Below are 21148 nucleotides of genomic sequence, written 5' to 3'. Positions count from 1 at the left end.
GGGGCCCTACCGACGGGGTGTAGGGGGCGTGACCGTGCCTCGGGGGTGACAGGGCACCCGTCGGCTCCCGTTATCCTTGGGTGTCCCCTTCCGTCCCGTCACCGCCTGGAGTCAGTGTCGTGCGCATCGATCTGCACACCCACTCCACCGCGTCCGACGGCACGGACACCCCGGCCGAGCTGGTGCGGAACGCCGCCGCGGCCGGTCTGGACGTCGTCGCGCTGACCGACCACGACACCACCCGCGGACACGCCGAGGCGATCGCCGCGCTGCCCGAGGGGCTCACCCTGGTCACCGGCGCCGAGCTGTCCTGCCGTATCGACGGCATCAGCATGCACATGCTGGCCTACCTCTTCGACTCCGCGGAGCCCGCCCTGCTCGCCGAGCGGGAGCTGGTCCGGGACGACCGCGTGCCGCGGGCCAAGGGCATGATCGCCAGGCTGAACGAGCTCGGCGTGCCGGTGACCTGGGAGCAGGTCGCGCGGATAGCGGGCAACGGCTCGGTCGGACGGCCGCACGTCGCCTCCGCGCTCGTCGAGCTCGGCGTCGTGCCGACGGTGAGCGACGCCTTCACCGACCAGTGGCTGGCCGACGGCGGCCGGGCCTACGTCGCGAAGCACGAGACGGACCCCTTCGAGGCGATCCGGCTGGTCAAGGCCGCCGGCGGAGTCTGCGTCTTCGCCCACCCGGCGGCGGTCAAGCGGGGCCGTACGGTTCCCGAGTCCGCCATCGCCGAGATGGCCGCCGCGGGGCTCGACGGCATCGAGGTCGACCACATGGACCACGACCCGGACACCAGGGCGCGGCTACGCGGCCTGGCCCGGGAGCTCGGGCTGCTGGTCACCGGCTCGAGCGACTACCACGGCAGCCGGAAGACCGTCTCGCTCGGCGAGTTCACCACCGACCCCGAGGTCTACGGGGAGATCACGCGGCGGGCGACCGGGGCGTTCCCGGTGCCGGGGGCCGGCGGAGCCTGACCGGACCCCGCGCCACCCGCACTCCCGTACGCCCTACCCCCTGCGCGTCGTGCGCCCGCACACCTTCGTGCATCCGCACGTCTTCGCGCGCCCGTCTTCCTTCTTCCGTTCTCCGCAAGGCTGTTCCACACCCATGTTCGACGCTGCCGTCTTCGGCTCCCTCTTCCTCACCCTTTTCGTCATCATGGATCCCCCCGGGATCACCCCGATCTTCCTCGCGCTGACCGCCGGCCGTCCCGGCAAGGTGCAGAAGCGGATGGCGTTCCAGGCCGTCTGTGTGGCCGGCGGGGTCATCGCCGTGTTCGGTGTGCTCGGCCACCAGATCCTCGACTACCTGCATGTGTCCGTCCCGGCGCTGATGATCGCCGGTGGGCTGCTCCTGCTGCTGATCGCGCTCGACCTGCTCACCGGGAAGACGGACGAGCCGAAGCAGACCAAGGACGTCAACGTGGCGCTGGTGCCGCTGGGCATGCCCCTGCTGGCTGGTCCCGGCGCGATCGTGTCCGTCATCCTCGCCGTGCAGAAGGCCGACAGCGTGTCCACCCAGATATCGGTGTGGTCGGCGATCCTCGCGATCCACGTGGTGCTGTGGCTGGTCATGCGCTACTCGCTGCTGATCATCCGGGTCATCAAGGACGGCGGTGTGGTGCTGGTGACGCGGCTGGCGGGCATGATGCTCTCCGCGATCGCCGTGCAGCAGATCATCAACGGCGTCATGCAGGTGATCCGGGGCGCCTGAGGCTCCGCCCCGGCAGGGGGGGCGCGCCCGGGTCTCGCCCTCGGGACCGGGCGGCATGCAAGAAGCCCCCGTACGGCACGGTGCCGTACGGGGGCTCGAAGCATCAAAAAGCGGTCGCCGTTACGAGGCCGAGGCCTCGGCCGGGCGGATCCAGAGCCGCTGACCGATCGCGGCGGCCTGCTGAACGATCCGGTTGACGGAGGCGGCGTCCACGACGGTGCTGTCCACGGTGGTGCCGTTGACCTCGTCGAGTCGCATGATCTCGAAGCGCACGGGCTTCTCCCTTCGTCTGGTCATCCTCCTGCGGAGAATTACTGGTGAGTGGGTGGCTCACGGGGCGGTAGCGGCCCCCTGTTCCACTCGTATTCAACGGCTCAGGTGTTACAAACATTCCCTAGACTAAATAAATTTTTCGAACGTCTAATTACCGACCGGTAAGACGTTGCTGATCGACCGACCGGGACCGGTTGTGTTCGCAGCGTGATCGTCGGGACAATGGAGGCGATGAACGAGGACCACGCGGCGCTGGCCGCCCGCATCGAGCGCACGAACGAGCTCCTGGAGCGCATGCTCGCCGAGGTGGCCAAGACGCCCTCGACCCATGCGATCTTCGTCGACGCCGGCTACCTCTACGCCGCCGCAGGCCGGCTGATCGCCGGGACGGAGGACCGCCGCTCCTTCGACCTGGACGCCGAGGGCCTGATCGACGCGCTCATCGACCGCGCCCGCACGGTCTTCGCCGACAGCCGGTTGCTGCGCGTGTACTGGTACGACGGCGCCCGCCGCCGCATCCACACCGCCGAGCAGCAGTCCATCGCCGAACTGCCCGACGTCAAGGTCCGCCTGGGCAACCTCAACGCCAACAACCAGCAGAAGGGCGTCGATTCGCTGATCCGGTCGGACCTGGAGTCCCTGGCCCGGCACCGCGCCATCAGCGACGCCGCGCTGCTCGGCGGCGACGAGGACCTGGTGCCGGCCGTGGAGGCGGCCCAGGGCTACGGCGCCCGGGTCCACCTGTGGGGCATCGAGGCCCCCGAGGGCCGCAACCAGGCCGAGCCGCTGCTGTGGGAGGTCGACAGCCAGCGCACGCTCGACCTGGGCTTCTTCAAGCCGTACGTCTCCCGGCGTACCGCGGTGACGTACGACCCGGCGGGCGCCGCCCGGCCCACTCGCGAGGACGTCCGCTTCGTGGGCGCGCAGATCGCCGCCAAGTGGCTTGCGGACCGCGGCAGGGACACCCTGGTGGAACTCCTGCCCGGACACCCCTACCTGCCCGGCTCGGTCGACCAGGACCTGCTGGTCGAGGCCGAGGGGCTGCTGCAGTACTCGCTGCGCGGCCAGGCCGACCTGCGACGCGCCCTGCGGGACGGCTTCTGGGAGCACCTGCAGGCGCAGTACTAGGTCCTGTCGTCGAACTCCCGCCCGCGGGGAAGACGGGAGTTCGACGACAGGACCTAGGAGAGGCTCCGGGCCTCGGTGTCGCCCGCGTCGCGGCTGACGTCGTCCCAGAAGTCGGCGAGGGCGCGGGCCGTGGCGAGCGGCTGGTCGCAGTTGGGGGAGTGCTCGGCTCCCTCGACGACCGTACGCCGGGCGCCGAGCCGCACGGCCATCTCGTCCAGGAGTGGCACCGGCCAGGCGTCGTCCCGCGCCCCCGACAGCACATGGAACGGCAGCGCGGTTGCGGCGAGTTCGGCGACGCGGTCCGGCTCGGTGCACAACTGGCGTCCGGTGGCGAGGAGTTGTGCGGGCTTGTTGCCCAGCCAGCGCCGCCGAAGATCCTCCCGGTTGTCGAGACCGGCGTCGAACGCGGTGTCGGTCTCGCCGGGCGGTTCCATCGCCTGGATGACCTCCCACACCTCGGCCATCGTCATCACCCCGAGCGCGTCCCGCAGCAGCTTCACCCGCTGCTGCTGCGAGACGGAGATCTGCGCCGGGCCGGAGGCCATGAGCGTGAGCGAGAGGAAGGGGGAGTGGTCGAGCAGCACGGCCGCGCGGGCGATCTGGCCGCCGAGGGAGTGCCCGAGCAGGTGCACACGCGTGCCGAGCGCCTCGGCCTGCGCGAGGACGTCCCCCGCGAGTTCCTCCTGGGCGTACGCCGACTCGTCGTCCGCCGGGCCGTCCGACTCGAACTGCCCGCGCCCGTCCACGGCCACCGTCCGGTACCCGCGCGCCGCGAGCGGTTCGTGCAGCGGGTTGAAGTCTTCCTTGCTCCCGGTGAACCCCGGCAGCAGCAGCACGGTGCCCCGCCACCCGGAACCGGGCGCCACGGGCGCGTCGACGACGGCGAACTCACCACGAGCGGTGCGCAGCCGGTAGGTCCGGGCACCGGCCGGCGGAAGGAAGGTCGGAGGCCTGCTCATGCGGCGAGGCTATCGGGCGCGGGCGGCGAAGGGTGGAGCGCCGAGGCGAAGGGCGGAGGAGGGCCGGAGGCCAGGACGCGGGCCGGTGGTGAACAAAGCCCGCACGACGGGCCGAAGGACCGGTTCTTCGGCAAGCCCGTCCGCGCGCCTTCGCGGTGGCGCCGGTACGCGCGCGTCGCTGGGGCCGGACACGCCGACGGCCCGGTCCCACACGGGGTGGGCCGGGCCGTCGGGGCGTGGGATCAGGCCTCCGCCGACTCCACGGAGGCCGCCGCCTTCCGGGCGCGCCGCGCCTTGGGCTTGGCCTCCGGCTCACCGGTGGCCTGCGCCGGGATCTCCGCGGTGGCGGCCTCGGCCGCCTTGCGGGTACGGCGACGCGGCTTCGCCTCCGCCGCACCGTCGGCACCGTCGACGACGGTCGGCGTCGCCTCGGGGGCGGCAGCGGCCTTCTTGCGGGTCCGACGCGGCTTCGTCTCGGCCTCGGCCGTGCCTTCGGCGGCGTCCACCGCCGCCTCGGCGGGCTCAGCGGCCTTGCGGGTGCGGCGGCGCGGCTTGGCCTCCGCCTCCTCGACGGCCGTGGCCGCCTCGGTGGCGGCCTTCTTGCGCGTACGCCGGGGCTTGGCCTCGGCAGCGGTCGCGCCCTCGGCCGTCTCGACCGAGGCCTCGGCGGTCGCCGCGGCCTTCCGGGGGCGCTTCGGCTTCGCCTCGGCGTCCTCAGGCGCCTCGACCGTGGCGGCCGCCTTGCGGGTGCGCTTCGGCTTGGCCTCGGTGCCTTCGGCCGTGTCGGCGGCGGCTTCCGGGGTGGTGGCGGCCGCCTTGCGGGTGCGCTTCGGCTTGGCCTCGGTGCCTTCGGCCGTGTCGGCGGCGGCTTCCGGGGTGGTGGCCGCGGCCTTGCGGGTGCGCTTCGGCTTCGCCTCCGTGCCCTCGGCCTTGTCGGCGGCCGTTTCGGGGGCGGCGGTCGCCTTCTTGCGGGTGCGGCGCGGCTTCGTCTCGGCCTCGGCCGTGCCTTCGGCGGCGTCCACCGCCGCCTCGGCGGGCTCGGCGGCCTTGCGGGTGCGGCGGCGGGGCTTGGGCTCCTCCGCCTGCTCCACCGTGCCCTCGGCCGTGTCGACCACCGTCTCGGCGGTGGCGGCGGCCTTCTTGCGAGTGCGGCGCGGCGCCGATGCCGGCTCGGTGCCGACGGCCTCGGCCTCGGTCCCGACCGCGACGGGCGACGCCTCGGCCGCTTCCGACGCCTGGGCGGCCTCGGCCGGCGCCGTGGTGGCGGCCGAGGCCGCCGTGCGCTCGGCCGACTTGCGGGTCCGGCGGCGGCGCGGCTTGGCCGGGGTCTCGGGGGCGTCGAGGGCGGAGCCCTCCGCCGTCGTCACCGCGGACTCCGCTGCGCCCACCGACGCGACCGCCTCGACGGACGGAGCGGACGCAGCGGCCTTGGACGCGGAAGGCGCCTCGGATGCCACCGGCTCGATCGGCTCGGTGGCCGACGCCGTCCCGGAAGCCACCGGCTGCGCCGGTGTGCCGCCGCGCGTGCGCCGACGGCGGCGCGGAGTGCGGGTGGCGGTGGCCTCGTCCCCGGTCGACGCGACGTCGGCAGAGGGGGCCGCGGCCGAGGTGCCCGAAGACACCGCACCGGAGGTCGCCGTACCCGGGTCCACCGGTGAACCGCCGCGCGTGCGGCGTCGGCGGCGCGGGGTGTGCGCCGGGCGTTCGCGCTCGGCCGAGCGCGGCTCGCCGCGACCGCCCCGGCCACCGCGCCCACGGGCGCCGCGGCCGCCGGTCTCGCCGAGGTCCTCCAGCTCCTCCGCGTCCAGCCCGGCACGGGTCCGCTCCGAGCGCGGCAGCGTGCCCTTCGTGCCCGCGGGGATGCCGAGGTCGGAGAACAGGTGCGGGGAGCTCGAGTACGTCTCCACCGGGTCGTTGAAGTCCAGCTCCAGCGCCTTGTTGATCAGCTGCCAGCGCGGGATGTCGTCCCAGTCGACGAACGTGATCGCCGTACCCTTGGCGCCCGCGCGACCGGTACGGCCGACCCGGTGCAGGTACGTCTTCTCGTCCTCGGGGGACTGGTAGTTGATGACGTGGGTCACGCCCTCGACGTCGATGCCGCGCGCGGCGACGTCGGTGCAGACGAGGACGTCGACCTTGCCGTTGCGGAAGGCGCGCAGCGCCTGCTCGCGGGCGCCCTGGCCGAGGTCGCCGTGGACCGCGCCGGAGGCGAAGCCGCGGCGCTGGAGCTGCTCGGCGATGTCGGCCGCCGTGCGCTTGGTCCGGCAGAAGATCATCGCCAGCCCGCGGCCCTCGGCCTGCAGTATGCGGGCGACCATCTCCGGCTTGTCCATGTTGTGCGCGCGGTAGACGAACTGCTTGATGTTCGCGACCGTCACGCCCTCGTCGTCCGGCGCGGTGGCGCGGATGTGCGTGGGCCGGGACATGTAGCGGCGCGCGAGGCCGATGACCGCGCCCGGCATGGTGGCCGAGAACAGCATGGTCTGCCGCTTGGCCGGCAGCATGTCGATGATCTTCTCGACGTCGGGCAGGAAGCCCAGGTCGAGCATCTCGTCGGCCTCGTCGAGCACCAGGCACTTGACGTGCTTCAGGTTCAGCTTCTTCTGGCCCGCCAGGTCCAGCAGCCGGCCCGGGGTGCCGACGACCACGTCGACGCCCTTGTTCAGGGCCTCGACCTGGGGCTCGTAGGCCCGGCCGCCGTAGATCGCGGTGACCCGCACGTTGCGCACCTTGCCGGCGGTCAGCAGGTCGTTGGTGACCTGGACGCACAGCTCGCGCGTGGGGACGACGACGAGCGCCTGCGGGGCGTCCGTGAGGGCCTCGGGCTCGGCGCGGCCCGCCTCGACGTCGGCGGGAACGGTCACGCGCTCGAGGAGCGGAAGGCCGAAGCCGAGCGTCTTGCCGGTGCCGGTCTTGGCCTGGCCGATGACGTCCGTGCCCGAGAGGGCCACGGGCAGCGTCATCTCCTGGATGGGGAAGGGAGTGGTGATGCCGACGGCTTCCAGGGCCTCGGCGGTCTCGGGGAGGATCCCGAGGGATCGAAACGTCGTAGTCAGGGTGCTGCCTCTTCTGTTTGCGCGGCGCGAGGCGAGCGCGGGGGTCGTATCCGTGACCGTGCCTGGGGACGTCGGCCGCCGTACGGGCATACCGCTCGGGCAAGCCGTATGACACGGGACCTCTGCCGACGCTCTAGCGCTCGTACCGCTTGGAGGTCCCTCCGGTCGTCGTACGCACAGTGGCGTACGGCCAGGGAGGGCTGTCGGGTCGGAGCCGATCGGGCCACCGACCGGGCATCCTCATGCGTGCGGCCTGTCGATGTACGTCGGAAAACGTCGGCGTACTCAGCAGGCGCATTACCACCATACCCCGGAATCGTGCACACGCGATGGCCGATTTGGTCACGTAGTCGTCGTCACACTGGTTGACCAGGCCCTTCGAAGGGGCGGTGGGCGGGCTATTGTGCGCTTCATGACGAGCTCTGACAAGCCTGAGAACGCCGCCGACGCGCCCGCCGAACGCACCGGGATCGCCGCCCAGGACTGGGCGACGGCCGCCGCCGACCCGCAGTACCGCGCCGCGGTGGTGGACCTGCTCGGCGCGCTGGCGTACGGCGAGCTGGCGGCGTTCGAGCGCCTCGCGGAGGACGCCAAGCTGGCGCCCACCCTCGCGGACAAGGCCGAGCTGGCGAAGATGGCCTCGGCCGAGTTCCACCACTTCGAGCGGCTACGCGACCGGCTCGCGGAGATCGGGCAGGAGCCGACCGCCGCGATGGACCCGTTCGTCGCCGCGCTCGACGGATTCCACAAGCAGACGGCCCCCTCGGACTGGCTGGAGGGGCTCGTCAAGGCCTACGTCGGCGACTCGATCGCCAGCGACTTCTACCGCGAGGTCGCCGTCCGCCTGGACTCCGACACGCGCGAGCTGGTCCTCGCCGTCCTCGACGACACCGGTCACGCCGGGTTCGCGGTGGAGAAGGTGCGCGCGGCGATCGACGCGGACCCGCGCGTGGGCGGCCGGCTCGCGCTGTGGGCGCGGCGCCTGATGGGCGAGGCCCTGTCGCAGTCCCAGCGGGTGGTGGCCGACCGGGACGCGCTGTCCACGATGCTCGTCGGCGGAGTCGCGGACGGCTTCGACCTCGCCGAGGTCGGCAGGATGTTCTCGCGGATCACCGAGGCGCACACCAAGCGGATGGCCGCGCTGGGCCTGGCCGCGTAGCGCGCTCCGCGGCGGCGGGCGGTTCGGCTGCCCTGCGGCCGCGGGCCCGTTGTGGTCGCCGGACGGTTTCCGGCGGTCCTCGGGCGGCTACGCCGTCAGGGATCGTCGGCGAAGGCGGCCGGCCGGGCGCAGCAGCAGGGAGAGGGAGGCGGCGGAGACGACCGCCGCGCCGATCAGGTTCGGAAGGATGCCGCTGGAGCCCAGCGCGCTGTGGGTGACGAACCCGCCGAACAGCGCGCCCGCGACGCCGGTCGACAGGACCAGCAGGCGGGACGGCAGCCGGTGGGCCAGGCGGTGGAACGCGGCCCAGCCGAGCAGTAGACCGAGCACGGCGGAGCCGAACGTTTCCAAGAACATGAGGGTTCCCTCCCACACGGTCGGCCGGTGCCAGACGGTCCTAGCCGGTCATACCCCTGACCTGCGGAATGCAACCCTCCCCTGTGGGCCGATTGTGCGGCGTCTGTGTACCGGCGGAGCGGCTCGGGCCGCAACGCCGGGCTGTGCGCCCCGGGCAGCGGGCTGTGCGCCTCGTGCGACGGGGCTCGGCAGCCGTGCCGCACGCGTGTGGAACGTCAGAGGGGCCCGGCGGTGTCTCACCGCCGGGCCCCTCCGGCTCGTCTTGTTCGGCCGAGACTACAGCGCGCCGAAGCCCACCTTGCGCGGGGACGGCTCGCCCAGCTCGACGTACGCGAGACGCTCGGCGGGGACCAGCACCTTGCGGCCGTGCTCGTCCACGAGGGTCAGCAGCTGCGACTTGCCGGCCAGCGCCTCGGCCACCGCCTGCTCGACCTCCTCGGGGCTCTGACCGCTCTCCAGAACGATCTCGCGGGGCGCGTGCTGCACGCCGATCTTGACCTCCACGGCTATGTCCCTCCGACGGTCAGTGAAGTGCGCGACCTTCCGCACCGTACCAGCACACATTAGCCCGGTGAGGGGACGAGCACGCTCAGCGGAAGAACGCCAGGAGCGAACAGCCGACGGGAACAAGGCGTCGGCCCGCGCGTCGCTTCCCGCCGGCCCTTCGGCCGGGCCGTCCGCCGCTTCGGCCCGGCTGCCGGCGGGTCGGCTCAGCGATGCGCTCAGTGGTGCTGTTCGCTGCCGTGCAGCGGGAAGCCCGCGATTCCGCGCCACGCCAGGGACGTCAGCAACTGGACCGCCTGGTCGCGCGGGACGCTGCGGTCGCTGTGCAGCCACGAGCGCGCCACCACCTGGGCGAGGCCGCCCAGGCCGGAGGCGAGCAGCATCGACTCGGCGCGCGAGAGGCCGGTGTCCTCGGCGATGACGTCGCAGATCGCCTCGGCGCACTCGTTCGTGACCTTGTCGACGCGCTCGCGCACCGCGGGCTCGTTCGTCAGGTCGGACTCGAAGACCAGCCGGAACGCCCCGCCGTCGTCCTCGACGTACGCGAAGTAGGCGTCCATGGTGGCCCGCACGCGCTGCTTGTTGTCCGTCGTCGACGCCAGTGCGTTGCGCACGGACTGGATGAGCGACTCGCAGTGCTGGTCCAGCAGCGCGAGGTAGAGGTCGAGCTTGCCCGGGAAGTGCTGGTAGAGCACCGGCTTGCTGACGCCGGCGCGCTCGGCGATGTCGTCCATCGCGGCCGCGTGGTAGCCCTGTGCCACGAAGACTTCCTGGGCGGCGCCCAGCAGCTGGTTCCGTCGGGCACGGCGCGGCAGGCGCGTGCCTCGCGGGCGTGCCGCCTCTGTCTGCTCGATGGCTGTCACGCCGCCTCCCAAAGTCGTCCCTGTGCGGTGTGCGCCGCGTCGTCATCGTACTTTTCGGTAACCGTACTGTGCGCGGTGCGAGCGCAGAATTTCACGTACCGGACGGTGATGAAACCGGTCCAAAGGTTTCGAACGGGTTCAGATGGGGCATATAAACCCTTTATTGCTGTTCAGCGATGGTCCCTCGCGCCATCTGTCGCCGATGGTCGTCCGTCACCGGTGGTCGTTCGTACCAGTGCCCCGTCACCGGTGGTCGGCCGTCAGCGGTAGTCGTCCTCGTCGATGGACACGACCCGCGCCTGCTCGAGAAGGTCGGCCTCGTTCGCCCGGTCGGGGTCCACACCCGTCAGAGGGTCGTCGTGTTCCTGTGCGAGGTCGGCGTGCTGCTCGGCGGCGTCGCCCTCCGGGGCCTCGACGTCGATCTCCGTGGCGTTCTCCTCCTCCTCGTTCTCGAACGTCTCGGGATCGGTGGGATCGACTGCCATGCTGGGCTCCCTTCTTGTGAGTGTCCCTGGAAGACTCAGGGGCTACATGCGGGTGCCCTCTGTACGAGCGTAGGAGACACCCGATGTGCACGCCATGTGGTTCGGGCGCCGAACACGGCTCTGATTGACAGTGATCTGTGACGGCGAACACATGAACCAGTACGTGATCGTCTCGTAACATTGCCGCATGTCTTCGACCGAGCTGCCCTCCGCGCCGCCCGCCAACGTTCTTCCCAGGGTGGCGCCCGTCAGGGTCGAGGAGGGCGAACGACTGCGCTCGGTCAGCCTGTCGGGGATCACCCTGGCGGTGCGTTCCAGGCCGCCCGCCCGCAAGGGCCTGCCGCCCGCGCTGTACGTCCACGGGCTCGGCGGCTCCTCGCAGAACTGGTCGGCCCTGATGGCGCTGCTGGACGACGTCGTCGACGGAGAGGCGATCGACCTGCCGGGCTTCGGGGACTCCCCGCCGCCGGACGACGGCAACTACTCGGTCACCGCCCACGCCCGCGCGGCGATCCGCTTCCTGGACGCCTCCGGCCGCGGGCCGGTCCACCTGCTCGGCAACTCGCTGGGCGGTGCCGTCTCGACGCGCGTCGCCGCGCTGCGCCCGGATCTCGTCCGGACGCTGACGCTGGTCTCGCCCGCGCTGCCCGAGCTGCGGGTGCAGCGCAGCGCCGTGCCGACCGGGCTGCTCGCGCTGCCCGGTGTGGCCGCCCTCTTCACCCGGCTCACCCGGGAGTGGACGGCGGAGCAGCGGGTCCGCGGAGTCATGGCCCTGTGCTACGGCGACCCGGGCCGGGTCACGCCCGAGGGGTTCCGCCACGCGGTGGAGGAGATGGAACGCCGGCTGCGGCTTCCCTACTTCTGGGACTCGATGGCGCGCTCCGCGCGCGGGATCGTGGACGCGTACACGCTGGGCGGTCAGCACGGACTGTGGCGCCAGGCCGAGCGTGTCCTCGCGCCCACACTGCTGATCTACGGCGGCCGGGACCAGCTCGTCGGCTACCGCATGGCCCAGCGCGCCGCCCGTGCCTTCCGTGACTCCCGCCTGCTGACCCTGCCGGACGCGGGGCACGTGGCGATGATGGAGTACCCGGAGACGGTGGCGACGGCGTTCCGGGAACTGCTGGCGGACACCGGGGAGGCGCCGGCGGGGCCGGCCGACACGGGGGAGGCGCCGGCGGGAAAGCATGCCGGTCCGGACAGTGCGGGGGCTGATGGTGAGGCTTCCGGCGTGAGCATGGGGGGCTGAGGGGCCAGGTGGGACGCCACAGCCGTCGCGGACCCGTCGCGAAGGGCGACAACACCGCGGACACAGCCGCAGCACGGGACGGCGGCCGAGTCCGGCCGGAGGCGGGACCCCTGCCGGCGCAGGGCGCGGCTCCTGAGGGCCGACCGGGGCCGGGCGGGGTGCCGCCCGAGCGGTGGCCGGGTTCCGGCCCGCTGCCCGGACAGCGGCCGGCAGGCGGAAGCCGCCCGGCGTACGGAGCACACGACTTCCCCGAGGGGCCCTCGGCCCCGGCCCCGGGTGCGCCGCCCCGTCACCCCTCGGGGGCACCCCGTCTCACCGGCGGAACCCCCGCGCGCGGCGTTCCGCGTCTCCCGGACGGCACGCCCGCGCAGGGAGTCCCCCGCTTCCCCGGTGGGACACCGGCGCACGGTGTCTCCCGTTTCGCTGACGGCACGCCCGCGCATGGCGTCCCTCGTCTGCCTGACGGCACGCCCGCGCATGGCGTCCCTCGTCTGCCTGACGGCACGCCCGCGCGCGGCGTCCCCCGTCTGCCCGACGGCACGCCCGCGCAGGGAGTCCCTCGTCTCCCTGACGGCACGCCCGCGCACGGCGTCCCCCGTCTCCCCGACGGTACGCCCGCCCGTGGCGTGCCGCGGGCTCGTAGTGGGCACCCGGAGCAGCGGGAAGCCGGGGGCGGCTGGGGAGAGTTGGGGCCGCGCAGCGGAGCGGCGGGCGGTGCGGGGCCGAAGCGGCCGGGGGCCGTCGGTTTCGGCGCCTCGGCCGGTCCTCCCGCGAGACCGGCCACCGGCCCCGGCGTGCCGATACCCCGGCAGCGGCAGGCACCCCACGGTGGACCCCGCCAGGACTACCTCGACGCCTTCGAGGAGAACGACGACGTCTTCGCGCCCCGGCCGCGCGGCGGCGCGCACCCCTCGGCCGCCTCCGAGAACCCCCCGGCTACCGCTGCCCGGGGCGCCGCCCCGGGTGCGATGGCCTCCACGGCCTCCACGGCCGAGCGGGACGGCGAGGACATAGCCCCGGCCACCGGAGCGCCCGCGTCCGGCAGGGGCGGCAAGGGGCGCACGTTCACCGGCATCGCGGCCGCCGCCGTCACCACCGTGCTCGCCGTCATCGTCGCCGGTCAGGTCGCCGACGGCCGCACCGGCACCGGCAATGGATCGCCGTCCGCCACCGACCAGGCCCGCGACACCCACGACGGCGCGGACACGGACCAGCAGGCGGCGGCCCCGCCCGCCGCGCCGCCGCTGACGTACGACCAGAAGATGAGCACGAAGTACGAACTCAGCCCGACCTTGAAGGGCTCGGGCAGGTTCGAGACGGTTCCGGGCGTCGCCAAGGCGCCCGGCGAGGGCCGGAAGTACACCTACCGGGTCGACGTCGAGGAGGGCCTGGGGCTCGACGGCGTGCTCTTCGCCGAGGCCGTGCAGAAGACGCTCAACGACGACCGCAGCTGGGCCCACGACGGTGCCCGCACCTTCGAGCGCGTCTCCTCCGGCCGGCCCGACTTCGTGATCACGCTCGCCAGCCCCGGCACCACCGCCACCTGGTGCGCCAAGTCCGGACTGGACACCACCGAGGACAACGTCTCCTGCGACTCGGCCGCCACCGAGCGGGTGATGATCAACGCCTACCGGTGGGCGCAGGGCTCGAAGACCTACGGCGACAAGATGTACGCCTACCGGCAGATGCTGATCAACCACGAGGTCGGCCATCGGCTGGGTCACGGCCACGTCACCTGCGACAAGGACGGCGCACTGGCGCCCGTCATGCAGCAGCAGACGAAGTTCCTGGACCACGACGGAATCCACTGCCTGCCCAACGCCTGGCCTTACCCCGGGAGTTGACGCAGCGCTCATACGTCGCGTTGACATGCGCGGGAAAGTCATACATATTTCTGCGCATGTCGTCCCGTCATGCCTCCGCCCGCGCCGCCATCGAGCTGGCGCTGATCGGCGTGACCCCGCTCTGCGTGGCCGACATTCACTGTCGCTGACGCCCGCCCACAGGCGCGCGTCGCGAACTTCACCCTCTCCGTGACCTGGTCGCGGTGGTCCGTTTTTCGACGACCCGATGCCGGGGCAGACGTCCGTTCATTTCTGTCTCACTCCTCGTCATCCGGTCTCACGATCCGAGACACCTGCGAGACGAGTCCTCTGGAGAGGTCGCCATTCCGATGCGCCAACCGTCCGTCTCAGCCCGCCGCGTGGCCGCGGCATCCGTCACCCTGGTCGTGGCAGCGGGAGTCGCCGCCTGCGGGCCGAAGGACACTGGGGCCAAGGCCGCCGGCGGTGACTCGCAGCCCCACAAGGACGGCACCCTCAGCGTCCTGAACGCGCAGCCGCAGCAGGACTTCGACCCCGCGCGCCTGTACACCTCCGGCGGCGGCAACGTCCCCTCCCTCGTCTTCCGCACGCTCACCACCCGCAACCGCGAGAACGGTTCGGCCGGCGCTAAGGTCGTCCCGGACCTCGCCACCGACACCGGGCGCCCCAGCAAGGACGCGACCGTGTGGACGTACACCCTGAAGAAGGGCCTGACGTACGAGGACGGCACGCCGATCACCTCGGCCGACATCAAGTACGGCATCGAGCGCTCCTTCGCACCCGAGCTCTCCGGCGGCGCCCCCTACCTGCGGGACTGGCTGGTCGGCGCGGCCGACTACCAGGGCCCGTACAAGGACAAGAAGGGCCTCGACGCGATCGAGACGCCCGACAGCCGGACCATCGTCTTCCACCTGAACAAGCCCGAGGGCGAGTTCCCGTACCTCGCCACCCAGACGCAGTTCACGCCGGTGCCGAAGAGCAAGGACACCGGCACCAAGTACGAGGAGCACCCGATCTCGTCCGGCCCCTACAAGGTCGTGAAGAACGAGAACGACGGCGAGCACCTCGTCCTCGAGCGCAACCCCCACTGGTCGGCCGCCACGGACTCCGAGCGCAAGGCCTACCCGGACACGATCGACGTACGGTCCGGCCTCGACTCCTCGGTGATCAACCAGCGGCTGTCCGCGTCCCAGGGCGCGGACGCCGCCGCGGTCACCACGGACACCAACCTCGGCCCGGCCGAACTCGCCAAGGTGACGGGCGACAAGGACCTGGCTGCGCGCGTGGGCACCGGCCACTTCGGCTACACGAACTACATAGCGTTCAACCCCACGGTCAAGCCGTTCGACAACGTCAAGGTGCGGCAGGCGATCTCGTACGCCATCGACCGGTCGTCGGTCGTCAACGCGGCGGGCGGCTCCGCCCTGGCCGAGCCCGCGACCACCTTCCTGCCCGACCAGAAGTCCTTCGGCTACACCCCCTACGACCTCTTCCCGGCCGGCCGGGCGGGCGACCCGGCGAAGGCCAGGGAGCTGCTGAAGCAGGCCGGCTACGGCAAGGGCCTCACGGTCACGCTGACCCACTCCAACAGCAAGGACTTCGAGACCAGCCCGGAGATCGCGACCGCGATCCAGGACGCGCTCAAGAAGGCCGGGATCACGGTCAAGCTCCAGGGTCTGGAAGACAACGACTACTCCGACAAGATCCACACCGTGAAGACCGAGCCGGGCTTCTTCCTCGCCCACTGGGGCGCCGACTGGCCCTCCGGCGGTCCCTTCCTGGCCCCGATCTTCGACGGCCGGCAGATCGTCGAGGACGGCGCGAACTTCAACACGGGCCTGCTGAACGACAAGTCCGTCAACAACGAGATCGACGCGATCAACAAGTTGACCGACCTCGACGCCGCCGCCGAGCGGTGGGGTGCGCTGGACAAGAAGATCGGCGAGCAGGCCCTGACCGTGCCGCTGTTCCACCCCGTCTACAAGCGCCTGTACGGCAAGGACGTCAAGAACATCGTGATCAGCGACTGGACCGGCGTGCTGGACATCTCCCAGGTCGCGGTGAAGTGACGTCGTGAGCCAGGCACTTGCCGCCTCCCCGGCCGCCGGGACGGACACACCCGTCCCGGCGGCCTCGGGGGCTCGTCAGTTCTGGCGGCGGCTGCGCACGCAGCGCGCCGCCCTCGTGGCGGCGGCCGTCGTCGCCCTGCTCGTCCTGGTCGCGCTCGCCGCGCCGCTGCTCACCGCACTGGAGGGCCAGGACCCGACCACCTACCACCCGTCCCTGGTCGACTCCGCGCGCGGAGGCGTGCCGATCGGGTCGCTCGGCGGCGCGAGCGCCGACCACTGGCTGGGCGTCGAGCCCCAGACCGGCCGTGACCTGTTCGCACGGCTCGTGTACGGCGCGCGCGTGTCGCTGGGCGTGGCGCTGGCGGCGACCGTGATACAGGTCGCCATCGGCGTCGCGGTCGGCGTGGGCTCCGCCCTCGGCAACCGGTGGGTGGATCAACTGCTGAGCCGCGCCACGGACATCATCGTCGCCCTCCCGCTGATGGTCATGTCGCTGGCACTGCTCGCGATCGTGCCGTCGAGCTTCCCCCGGCCCGTCCTGGTCACGCTCGTCATCGGCCTGATCGCCTGGGGCAACATCGCGAAGATCGTGCGCGCGCAGACCCTCGCACTCAAGGACCTCGACTACGTCTCCGCCGCCCGGCTCAGCGGCTGGGGCGTGCTGAGGATCGCCCGCCGCGAACTGCTGCCCGGACTCGCCGCACCCGTCATCACCTACGCCGCGCTGCTGGTGCCCACGAACATCTCCGCCGAGGCGGCCCTGTCCTTCCTCGGCGTCGGCGTCAAGCCGCCGACGCCGTCCTGGGGGCAGATGCTCACCGCCGCCGACGTCTGGTACCAGGCGGCACCGCAGTACCTGCTGCTGCCGGCCGGAGCCCTGTTCGTCACCGTCCTCGCGCTCACCGTCCTCGGCGACGGTGTGCGCACGGCCCTCGACCCGCGCGCGGCCTCCCGCCTGCGCATCGGCACCGGCCGCAAGAACGAGGGCGCCGACAGTGCGACGGACAAGCCCGTGCACGGCCACAAGGACACGGGCCCGAACAGCGACGACAGGGGGGCGACCGCATGAGCGGCTTCGGCGGATTCGTGCTGCGCCGCGCCGCGGGCACGGTGGTCACCCTGCTCGCCATCTCGGTGCTCATCTACGTGGTCTTCTACGCCACCCCCGGCAACGTCGCCCAGATCACCTGCGGCCCGCGCTGCTCGCCCGAACAGGTGCACCAGGTCGCCCTGCAGCTCAGGCTCGACGACCCGCTCTACCTGCGCTACTGGCACTTCCTGGAGGGACTCCTCGCCGGCCAGGACTACTCGACGGGCACCTCGGTCGAGCACTGCTCGGCACCCTGCCTGGGGGTGTCGTACCAGAGCGGCCAGCAGGTCCTGGACATCATCCTGACCAAGCTGCCGGTCAGCCTGTCGCTGGTCCTCGGCGCCATGGTGCTGTGGCTCGTCCTGGGCGTCGGCACCGGCGTGCTGTCCGCGTGGCGGCGCGGGCGGCTCTCCGAGCGCCTGCTGACCGTCGTCACGCTCGCCGGCTGGGCCACACCCGTCTTCGTGCTCGGTCTGGTCCTGATGATCGTCGTCTGCGGCGAACTCCAGCTGCTGCCCTTCCCGGAGTACGTGAAGTTCGGCGACGACCCCGAGCAGTGGGCGTGGAACCTGCTGCTGCCCTGGCTGTCGCTCGCCCTGATCGAGGCGGCCGCGTTCGCCCGGCTCACCCGGGCGGCGATGCTGGAGACACTCGCCGAGGACCACATCCGCACCTTCCGGGCGTACGGCGTGGGCGAGCGCGCGATCGTCGCACGGCACGCCCTGCGCGGCGCGCTGGCGCCGGTCATCGCGCTGAACGCCAACAACGTCGGCTCGGCCGTCGGCGGCGCGGTCCTCACCGAGACCCTGTTCGGCCTGCCGGGCATCGGCCAGGAACTGGTGCACGCGGTGAAGGTCGTCGACCTGCCGGTGGTGGTCGGCATGGTCCTGGTCGTCGGTTTCTTCGTGGTCATCGCCAACGCCGTCGCGGACGTCCTGTACGCGGTGGCCGACCGACGGGTGGTGCTCGCATGAGCCTGGTCGAAGTCACGGACCTCACCGTCGAGTTCGGTGCCCTGCGGGCCGTGGACGAACTCTCCTTCCGGCTGGACAGGGGCGCCGCCCTGGCCCTCGTCGGCGAGTCCGGCTCCGGCAAGTCCACGGTCGCCGGAGCCCTGCTGGGGCTGCACCGGGGCACCGGGGCGCGGGTCGGCGGCTCCGTCCTGGTCGCCGGCACCGACGTGCAGGGGGCCTCGGACGAGGAACTGCGGCGGCTGCGCGGCGCGAAGGCGGCCATGGTCTTCCAGGACCCGCTGTCCTCGCTCGACCCGTACTACGCGATCGGCGACCAGATCGCCGAGGTCCACCGCGTGCACACGCGCACGTCGCGACGAGCGGCACGCGCGCGTGCCGTCGAGGTGCTGGAGAGGGTGGGCATTCCGGACGCGGCGCGCCGATCGCGGTCCCGCCCGCACGAGTTCAGCGGCGGCATGCGCCAGCGCGCCCTCATCGCCATGGCCCTCGCCTGCGAGCCCGACCTGCTGATCGCCGACGAGCCGACCACCGCCCTCGACGTCACCGTCCAGGCCCAGATCCTCGACCTGCTGCACACGCTGCGCGAGGAGACCGGCATGGGCCTGCTGCTCGTCACCCACGACGTGGGCGTCGCCGCCGAGAGCGTCGACGAGGTGCTCGTCATGCGGCACGGCCGGGCCGTCGAACACGGCCCGGTGGGCAGTGTCCTGGGCGCGCCCACGCAGGCGTACACCCGCCAACTGCTCGGCGCCGTCCCGCGCGTGGACGCACCGCGCACCGTCCTCCCCGAGGGGGCCACTGAGTCCGGCGACGCGTCCGGCGACGCGTCCCACGACACACCCGACGGGGCCGAGGCCGAGGTCGTCCTGGAGGCGACCGGTCTCCGGCGTACGTTCGGACGCGGCAAGCGGACGGTGACGGCCGTGGACGGCGTCTCGCTGGCCGTCCACCGCGGCGAGACGCTGGGTGTCGTGGGGGAGAGCGGCAGCGGCAAGACGACCCTCGGCCGCATGCTGGTCGGGCTGCTCGAGCCGACCGCCGGGGGGATCCGCTACCAGGGGGGCCCGCACACCGGCGTGCACCCGGCCGTCCAGATGGTCTTCCAGGACCCCGTCTCCTCCCTCAACCCGCGCCGCAGCGTGGGCGAGTCCATCGCGGACCCCCTCCGCGCGCGCGGGGAGCGGGACGAGGCGCGTATCCGGGAGCGCGTGAGCGAACTGCTGGAGCGTGTGGGGCTCGAAGGGGCGCACTACGACCGCTATCCGCACGAGTTCAGCGGCGGACAGCGCCAGCGCGTGGGCATCGCACGGGCGCTCGCGGCCGGTCCGCGCGTGATCGTGTGCGACGAACCCGTCTCCGCGCTCGACGTCACCACTCAGGCCCAGGTGATCGCACTGCTCGGCGAGTTGCAGCGCGAACTCGGGATCGCGCTGGTCTTCATCGCCCACGACCTCGCCGTGGTGCGCCAGGTCAGCGACCGGGTCGCGGTGATGCGCCGCGGCCGGATCGTCGAGGAGGGCCCGGCCGACGAGGTGTACCGGTCACCGCGGGAGCCCTACACCCGGCAGCTCCTGGCCGCCGTACCGGCGCTCGACCCCGAGGTCGCCGCCCGCCGCCGGGCCGCGCGACGGGAGTTGGCCCCGGCATGACGTCACGTGTCCGATCGGTCTCCTAGCGCGACGGAACGCGACCCGCACGGGAAAGTTACGCCCGTTCACCCCTTTTGGTGGCGCGACGGACAACCGTCCGTCGCGCCACCGGCATGTCCGCATACGTTCGTCCCGTTGTGAGCCGCCGATGCGACGGCGGCTCCCCACATGGCGGAGACGGAAGAGATCGGGGGTGCACGCGTGCGCATCGGACTGGTGACGGAGGGTGTCTATCCGTATGTGAGCGGTGACGCCGGGCTCTGGTGCGAACGGCTCGTGCGCGGGCTCGACCAGCACGAGTTCGACCTCTACGCGCTCAGCCGCAGCCGGCAGCAGGAGGACGAGGGCTGGGTCCGGCTGCCGCGACAGGTCAGCCGGGTCCGTACGGCATCCCTGTGGACGGCGGAGGACGACGGCGTGCGGTACGGGCGCCGTGCGCGCCGGCGCTTCACCGAGTGCTACGGGGAGTTGGCGGCGGTCCTGTCCGGGGCGGCCGGCGTCGAGGCCGACCGGAGCGGCCCGGACCACGAGGCGGACCGTTTCGCCAGTGCGCTGTACGGTCTCGCGGAACTCGCCCGGGACGAGGGCGGCCTCGCGGGCGCGCTGCACTCGGAAACCGCCGTCCGGGCGCTGGAACGCGCCTGTCGCGCACCCGGCGCCGTACGCGAGGCACGCGAGGCGCGCGTACCCGATCTGCTCACGGTCGCCGCGCACCTGGAGCACGCCCTGCGCCCCCTCTCGCTCGACTGGTACGAGGACGACGGCTTCGGCGCCGCCGACCTCTGCCACACGGCGGCCGGTGGCACCGCGGCCCTGCCCGGTCTGCTCGCCCGCCACTTCTGCGACGTCCCGCTGCTGGTCACCGAGTACGGCGCGCCGCTGCGCGCGCACTACCTGGCCTCCGGCGCCGAAGGGACCGCTCCGGCCGTACGGGCCCTGCTCGCCGCCTTCCACGGCAGGCTCGCCACCGAGATCTACCGGCAGGCCGCCGTCGTCACCCACGGAAACGCCCACACCCGACGCTGGCAGGAGCGCTGTGGCGCCGACCGTGCCAGGCTGCGCACCGTCCATCCCGGCATGGACGCCGCCGCCTTCGCCGAGGTCGGCGAGGAGCCGGAGGCCGTCGACGCGGACACGCTGGTGTGGGTCGGCCGTGTCGATCCGGCCAAGGACCTGGTGTCCCTGCTGCACGCCTTCGCCGAGGTCCGCAGGGCGGAACCGCAGGCGCGGCTGCGGATCGTGGGCGGGGCGTCGGGCCCCGACGGGGAGGCCTACCTCGGCCACTGCAAGGCGCTGGCCGCCCAGTTGTTCCCCGACGAGGCCGAGAGCCCGCACACCGTCGGCGACAACCCGGTGTCCTTCGAGGAGGTCGGCGGACCCGAGGCCCCGACCCTCGCCGACGCGTACGCCTCGGGCGCCGTGACCGTCCTGTCGAGTGTCGTCGAGGGCTGGCCGGTCGGCCTCGTCGAGGCCATGTTCTGCGGCTGCGCGACCGTCTCCACGGACGTCGGCGCGGTCGTCGAGGTCATCGGCGGCACGGGACTGGTGGTCCCTCCGCGTAATCCGCGAGCGCTCGCCGAGGCGTGCGTGACGCTGCTGCGTGACCCGGAGCGCCGTGCGCGCCTGGGCGCCGCCGCGCGCGCCCGTGCCCTCGAACTGTTCACCGTCGAGCAGAACATCGCAGCATTTCACGGCATTTACCTGGAGATCGTCTCGCACTGCCCGGTCCGACGCGTGGTCCTGGACGACTCCGGCGAACCCCTCCCGTTCGCCACCCCCGCCGAGGCCCACGTC

19 protein-coding genes are annotated in these 21148 nt (G+C 72.4%); 12 read left to right on the top strand and 7 right to left on the bottom strand.

The genetic code is table 11. From position 1 onward, the window contains the following. Positions 1–119: 119 nt before the first annotated feature. Both BZY54_RS17830 and BZY54_RS17825 read left to right on the top strand, forming a co-directional pair. Positions 120–977 carry a PHP domain-containing protein gene (locus BZY54_RS17830; RefSeq protein WP_086726191.1) on the top strand — a complete coding sequence of 286 codons (858 nt, stop codon included), beginning with the start codon at positions 120–122 and terminating at the stop codon, positions 975–977. A gap of 133 nt (positions 978–1110) precedes the next feature. Next, positions 1111–1716, top strand: a complete 606-nt coding sequence (locus BZY54_RS17825) for a MarC family protein (protein ID WP_086726190.1) — start codon at positions 1111–1113, stop codon at positions 1714–1716. Positions 1717–1836: 120 nt separating this feature from the next. On the opposite strand, the gene BZY54_RS50900 is transcribed toward BZY54_RS17825, so the two are convergent. Then, positions 1837–2013: a hypothetical protein gene (locus BZY54_RS50900; protein WP_158103881.1), complete on the bottom strand. Its 177-nt coding sequence runs from the start codon at positions 2011–2013 to the stop codon at positions 1837–1839. Between the two features lie 207 nt (positions 2014–2220). Between BZY54_RS50900 and BZY54_RS17815 the strand changes: the two genes are divergently transcribed. Further along, complete coding sequence (locus BZY54_RS17815) at positions 2221–3117, top strand: NYN domain-containing protein (RefSeq protein WP_086726188.1); 897 nt, start codon at positions 2221–2223, stop codon at positions 3115–3117. A 53-nt stretch (positions 3118–3170) separates the two neighbouring features. Here BZY54_RS17815 and BZY54_RS17810 read toward each other — a convergent pair whose 3' ends face one another. After that, positions 3171–4076, bottom strand: coding sequence for an alpha/beta fold hydrolase (locus BZY54_RS17810; protein ID WP_086726187.1), 906 nt, complete (start codon positions 4074–4076; stop codon positions 3171–3173). Positions 4077–4318: 242 nt separating this feature from the next. Continuing rightward, positions 4319–7039 carry a DEAD/DEAH box helicase gene (locus BZY54_RS17805; RefSeq protein WP_086726186.1) on the bottom strand — a complete coding sequence of 907 codons (2721 nt, stop codon included), beginning with the start codon at positions 7037–7039 and terminating at the stop codon, positions 4319–4321. A 505-nt stretch (positions 7040–7544) separates the two neighbouring features. Between BZY54_RS17805 and BZY54_RS17795 the strand changes: the two genes are divergently transcribed. Beyond that, entirely contained in the window at positions 7545–8291 is a 747-nt protein-coding gene (locus BZY54_RS17795) for a ferritin-like fold-containing protein (protein WP_086726184.1), read from the top strand. 87 nt (positions 8292–8378) lie between these two features. Here BZY54_RS17795 and BZY54_RS17790 read toward each other — a convergent pair whose 3' ends face one another. The 4 genes from BZY54_RS17790 to BZY54_RS17775 form a co-directional block, all read right to left on the bottom strand. Next, positions 8379–8648, bottom strand: coding sequence for a hypothetical protein (locus tag BZY54_RS17790; RefSeq protein ID WP_086726183.1), 270 nt, complete (start codon positions 8646–8648; stop codon positions 8379–8381). Positions 8649–8924: 276 nt separating this feature from the next. Next, the gene (locus BZY54_RS17785; RefSeq protein ID WP_086726182.1) at positions 8925–9152 is read right to left on the bottom strand and encodes a DUF3107 domain-containing protein; all 228 of its coding nucleotides are present in this window, start codon (positions 9150–9152) and stop codon (positions 8925–8927) included. Positions 9153–9370: 218 nt separating this feature from the next. Continuing rightward, positions 9371–10015: a TetR/AcrR family transcriptional regulator gene (locus BZY54_RS17780; RefSeq protein ID WP_086726181.1), complete on the bottom strand. Its 645-nt coding sequence runs from the start codon at positions 10013–10015 to the stop codon at positions 9371–9373. A gap of 260 nt (positions 10016–10275) precedes the next feature. Then, entirely contained in the window at positions 10276–10500 is a 225-nt protein-coding gene (locus tag BZY54_RS17775; RefSeq protein WP_086726180.1) for a hypothetical protein, read from the bottom strand. Positions 10501–10687: 187 nt separating this feature from the next. Between BZY54_RS17775 and BZY54_RS17770 the strand changes: the two genes are divergently transcribed. The 8 genes from BZY54_RS17770 to BZY54_RS17740 all read left to right on the top strand — a co-directional run. Beyond that, the gene (locus tag BZY54_RS17770; protein ID WP_086726179.1) at positions 10688–11749 is read left to right on the top strand and encodes an alpha/beta fold hydrolase; all 1062 of its coding nucleotides are present in this window, start codon (positions 10688–10690) and stop codon (positions 11747–11749) included. An 8-nt stretch (positions 11750–11757) separates the two neighbouring features. After that, entirely contained in the window at positions 11758–13593 is a 1836-nt protein-coding gene (locus BZY54_RS17765; RefSeq protein WP_167414016.1) for a DUF3152 domain-containing protein, read from the top strand. 56 nt (positions 13594–13649) lie between these two features. Beyond that, complete coding sequence (locus tag BZY54_RS55080; protein WP_341868692.1) at positions 13650–13742, top strand: Ms4533A family Cys-rich leader peptide; 93 nt, start codon at positions 13650–13652, stop codon at positions 13740–13742. A 180-nt stretch (positions 13743–13922) separates the two neighbouring features. Then, positions 13923–15641, top strand: coding sequence for an ABC transporter substrate-binding protein (locus BZY54_RS17760; RefSeq protein ID WP_086726177.1), 1719 nt, complete (start codon positions 13923–13925; stop codon positions 15639–15641). A 4-nt stretch (positions 15642–15645) separates the two neighbouring features. Then, the gene (locus BZY54_RS17755; RefSeq protein ID WP_086726176.1) at positions 15646–16710 is read left to right on the top strand and encodes an ABC transporter permease; all 1065 of its coding nucleotides are present in this window, start codon (positions 15646–15648) and stop codon (positions 16708–16710) included. Then, positions 16707–17705, top strand: a complete 999-nt coding sequence (locus BZY54_RS17750; protein ID WP_086726175.1) for an ABC transporter permease — start codon at positions 16707–16709, stop codon at positions 17703–17705. The genes BZY54_RS17755 and BZY54_RS17750 overlap by 4 nt, the downstream gene beginning before the upstream one ends. Further along, positions 17702–19354, top strand: a complete 1653-nt coding sequence (locus BZY54_RS17745; protein WP_086726174.1) for a dipeptide ABC transporter ATP-binding protein — start codon at positions 17702–17704, stop codon at positions 19352–19354. Before BZY54_RS17750 ends, BZY54_RS17745 begins: the two co-directional genes overlap by 4 nt. 201 nt (positions 19355–19555) lie before the next feature. After that, positions 19556–21148: DUF3492 domain-containing protein (locus BZY54_RS17740; protein WP_086726202.1), on the top strand; the 1593-nt coding region annotated here is incomplete at its 3' end.

Origin of the sequence: Streptomyces carpinensis, assembly GCF_002154505.1 — a bacterium.
GTDB lineage: Bacteria > Actinomycetota > Actinomycetes > Streptomycetales > Streptomycetaceae > Streptomyces > Streptomyces carpinensis.
This window is presented reverse-complemented; position numbering and strand designations above follow the sequence as displayed.

Bases quoted from the DNA above. Each gene is read 5' to 3' on its own strand.
- BZY54_RS17815 (WP_086726188.1), top strand. From the start codon at position 2,221: ATGAACGAGGACCACGCGGCGCTGGCCGCCCGCATCGAGCGCACGAAC.
- BZY54_RS17790 (WP_086726183.1), bottom strand. From the start codon at position 8,648: ATGTTCTTGGAAACGTTCGGCTCCGCCGTGCTCGGTCTACTGCTCGGC.
- BZY54_RS17760 (WP_086726177.1), top strand. From the start codon at position 13,923: ATGCGCCAACCGTCCGTCTCAGCCCGCCGCGTGGCCGCGGCATCCGTC.
- BZY54_RS17810 (WP_086726187.1), bottom strand. From the start codon at position 4,076: ATGAGCAGGCCTCCGACCTTCCTTCCGCCGGCCGGTGCCCGGACCTAC.
- BZY54_RS17775 (WP_086726180.1), bottom strand. From the start codon at position 10,500: ATGGCAGTCGATCCCACCGATCCCGAGACGTTCGAGAACGAGGAGGAG.
- BZY54_RS55080 (WP_341868692.1), top strand. From the start codon at position 13,650: ATGTCGTCCCGTCATGCCTCCGCCCGCGCCGCCATCGAGCTGGCGCTG.
- BZY54_RS17805 (WP_086726186.1), bottom strand. From the start codon at position 7,039: ATGACGCTGCCCGTGGCCCTCTCGGGCACGGACGTCATCGGCCAGGCC.
- BZY54_RS17770 (WP_086726179.1), top strand. From the start codon at position 10,688: ATGTCTTCGACCGAGCTGCCCTCCGCGCCGCCCGCCAACGTTCTTCCC.
- BZY54_RS17795 (WP_086726184.1), top strand. From the start codon at position 7,545: ATGACGAGCTCTGACAAGCCTGAGAACGCCGCCGACGCGCCCGCCGAA.
- BZY54_RS17825 (WP_086726190.1), top strand. From the start codon at position 1,111: ATGTTCGACGCTGCCGTCTTCGGCTCCCTCTTCCTCACCCTTTTCGTC.
- BZY54_RS17750 (WP_086726175.1), top strand. From the start codon at position 16,707: ATGAGCGGCTTCGGCGGATTCGTGCTGCGCCGCGCCGCGGGCACGGTG.
- BZY54_RS17745 (WP_086726174.1), top strand. From the start codon at position 17,702: ATGAGCCTGGTCGAAGTCACGGACCTCACCGTCGAGTTCGGTGCCCTG.
- BZY54_RS50900 (WP_158103881.1), bottom strand. From the start codon at position 2,013: ATGACCAGACGAAGGGAGAAGCCCGTGCGCTTCGAGATCATGCGACTC.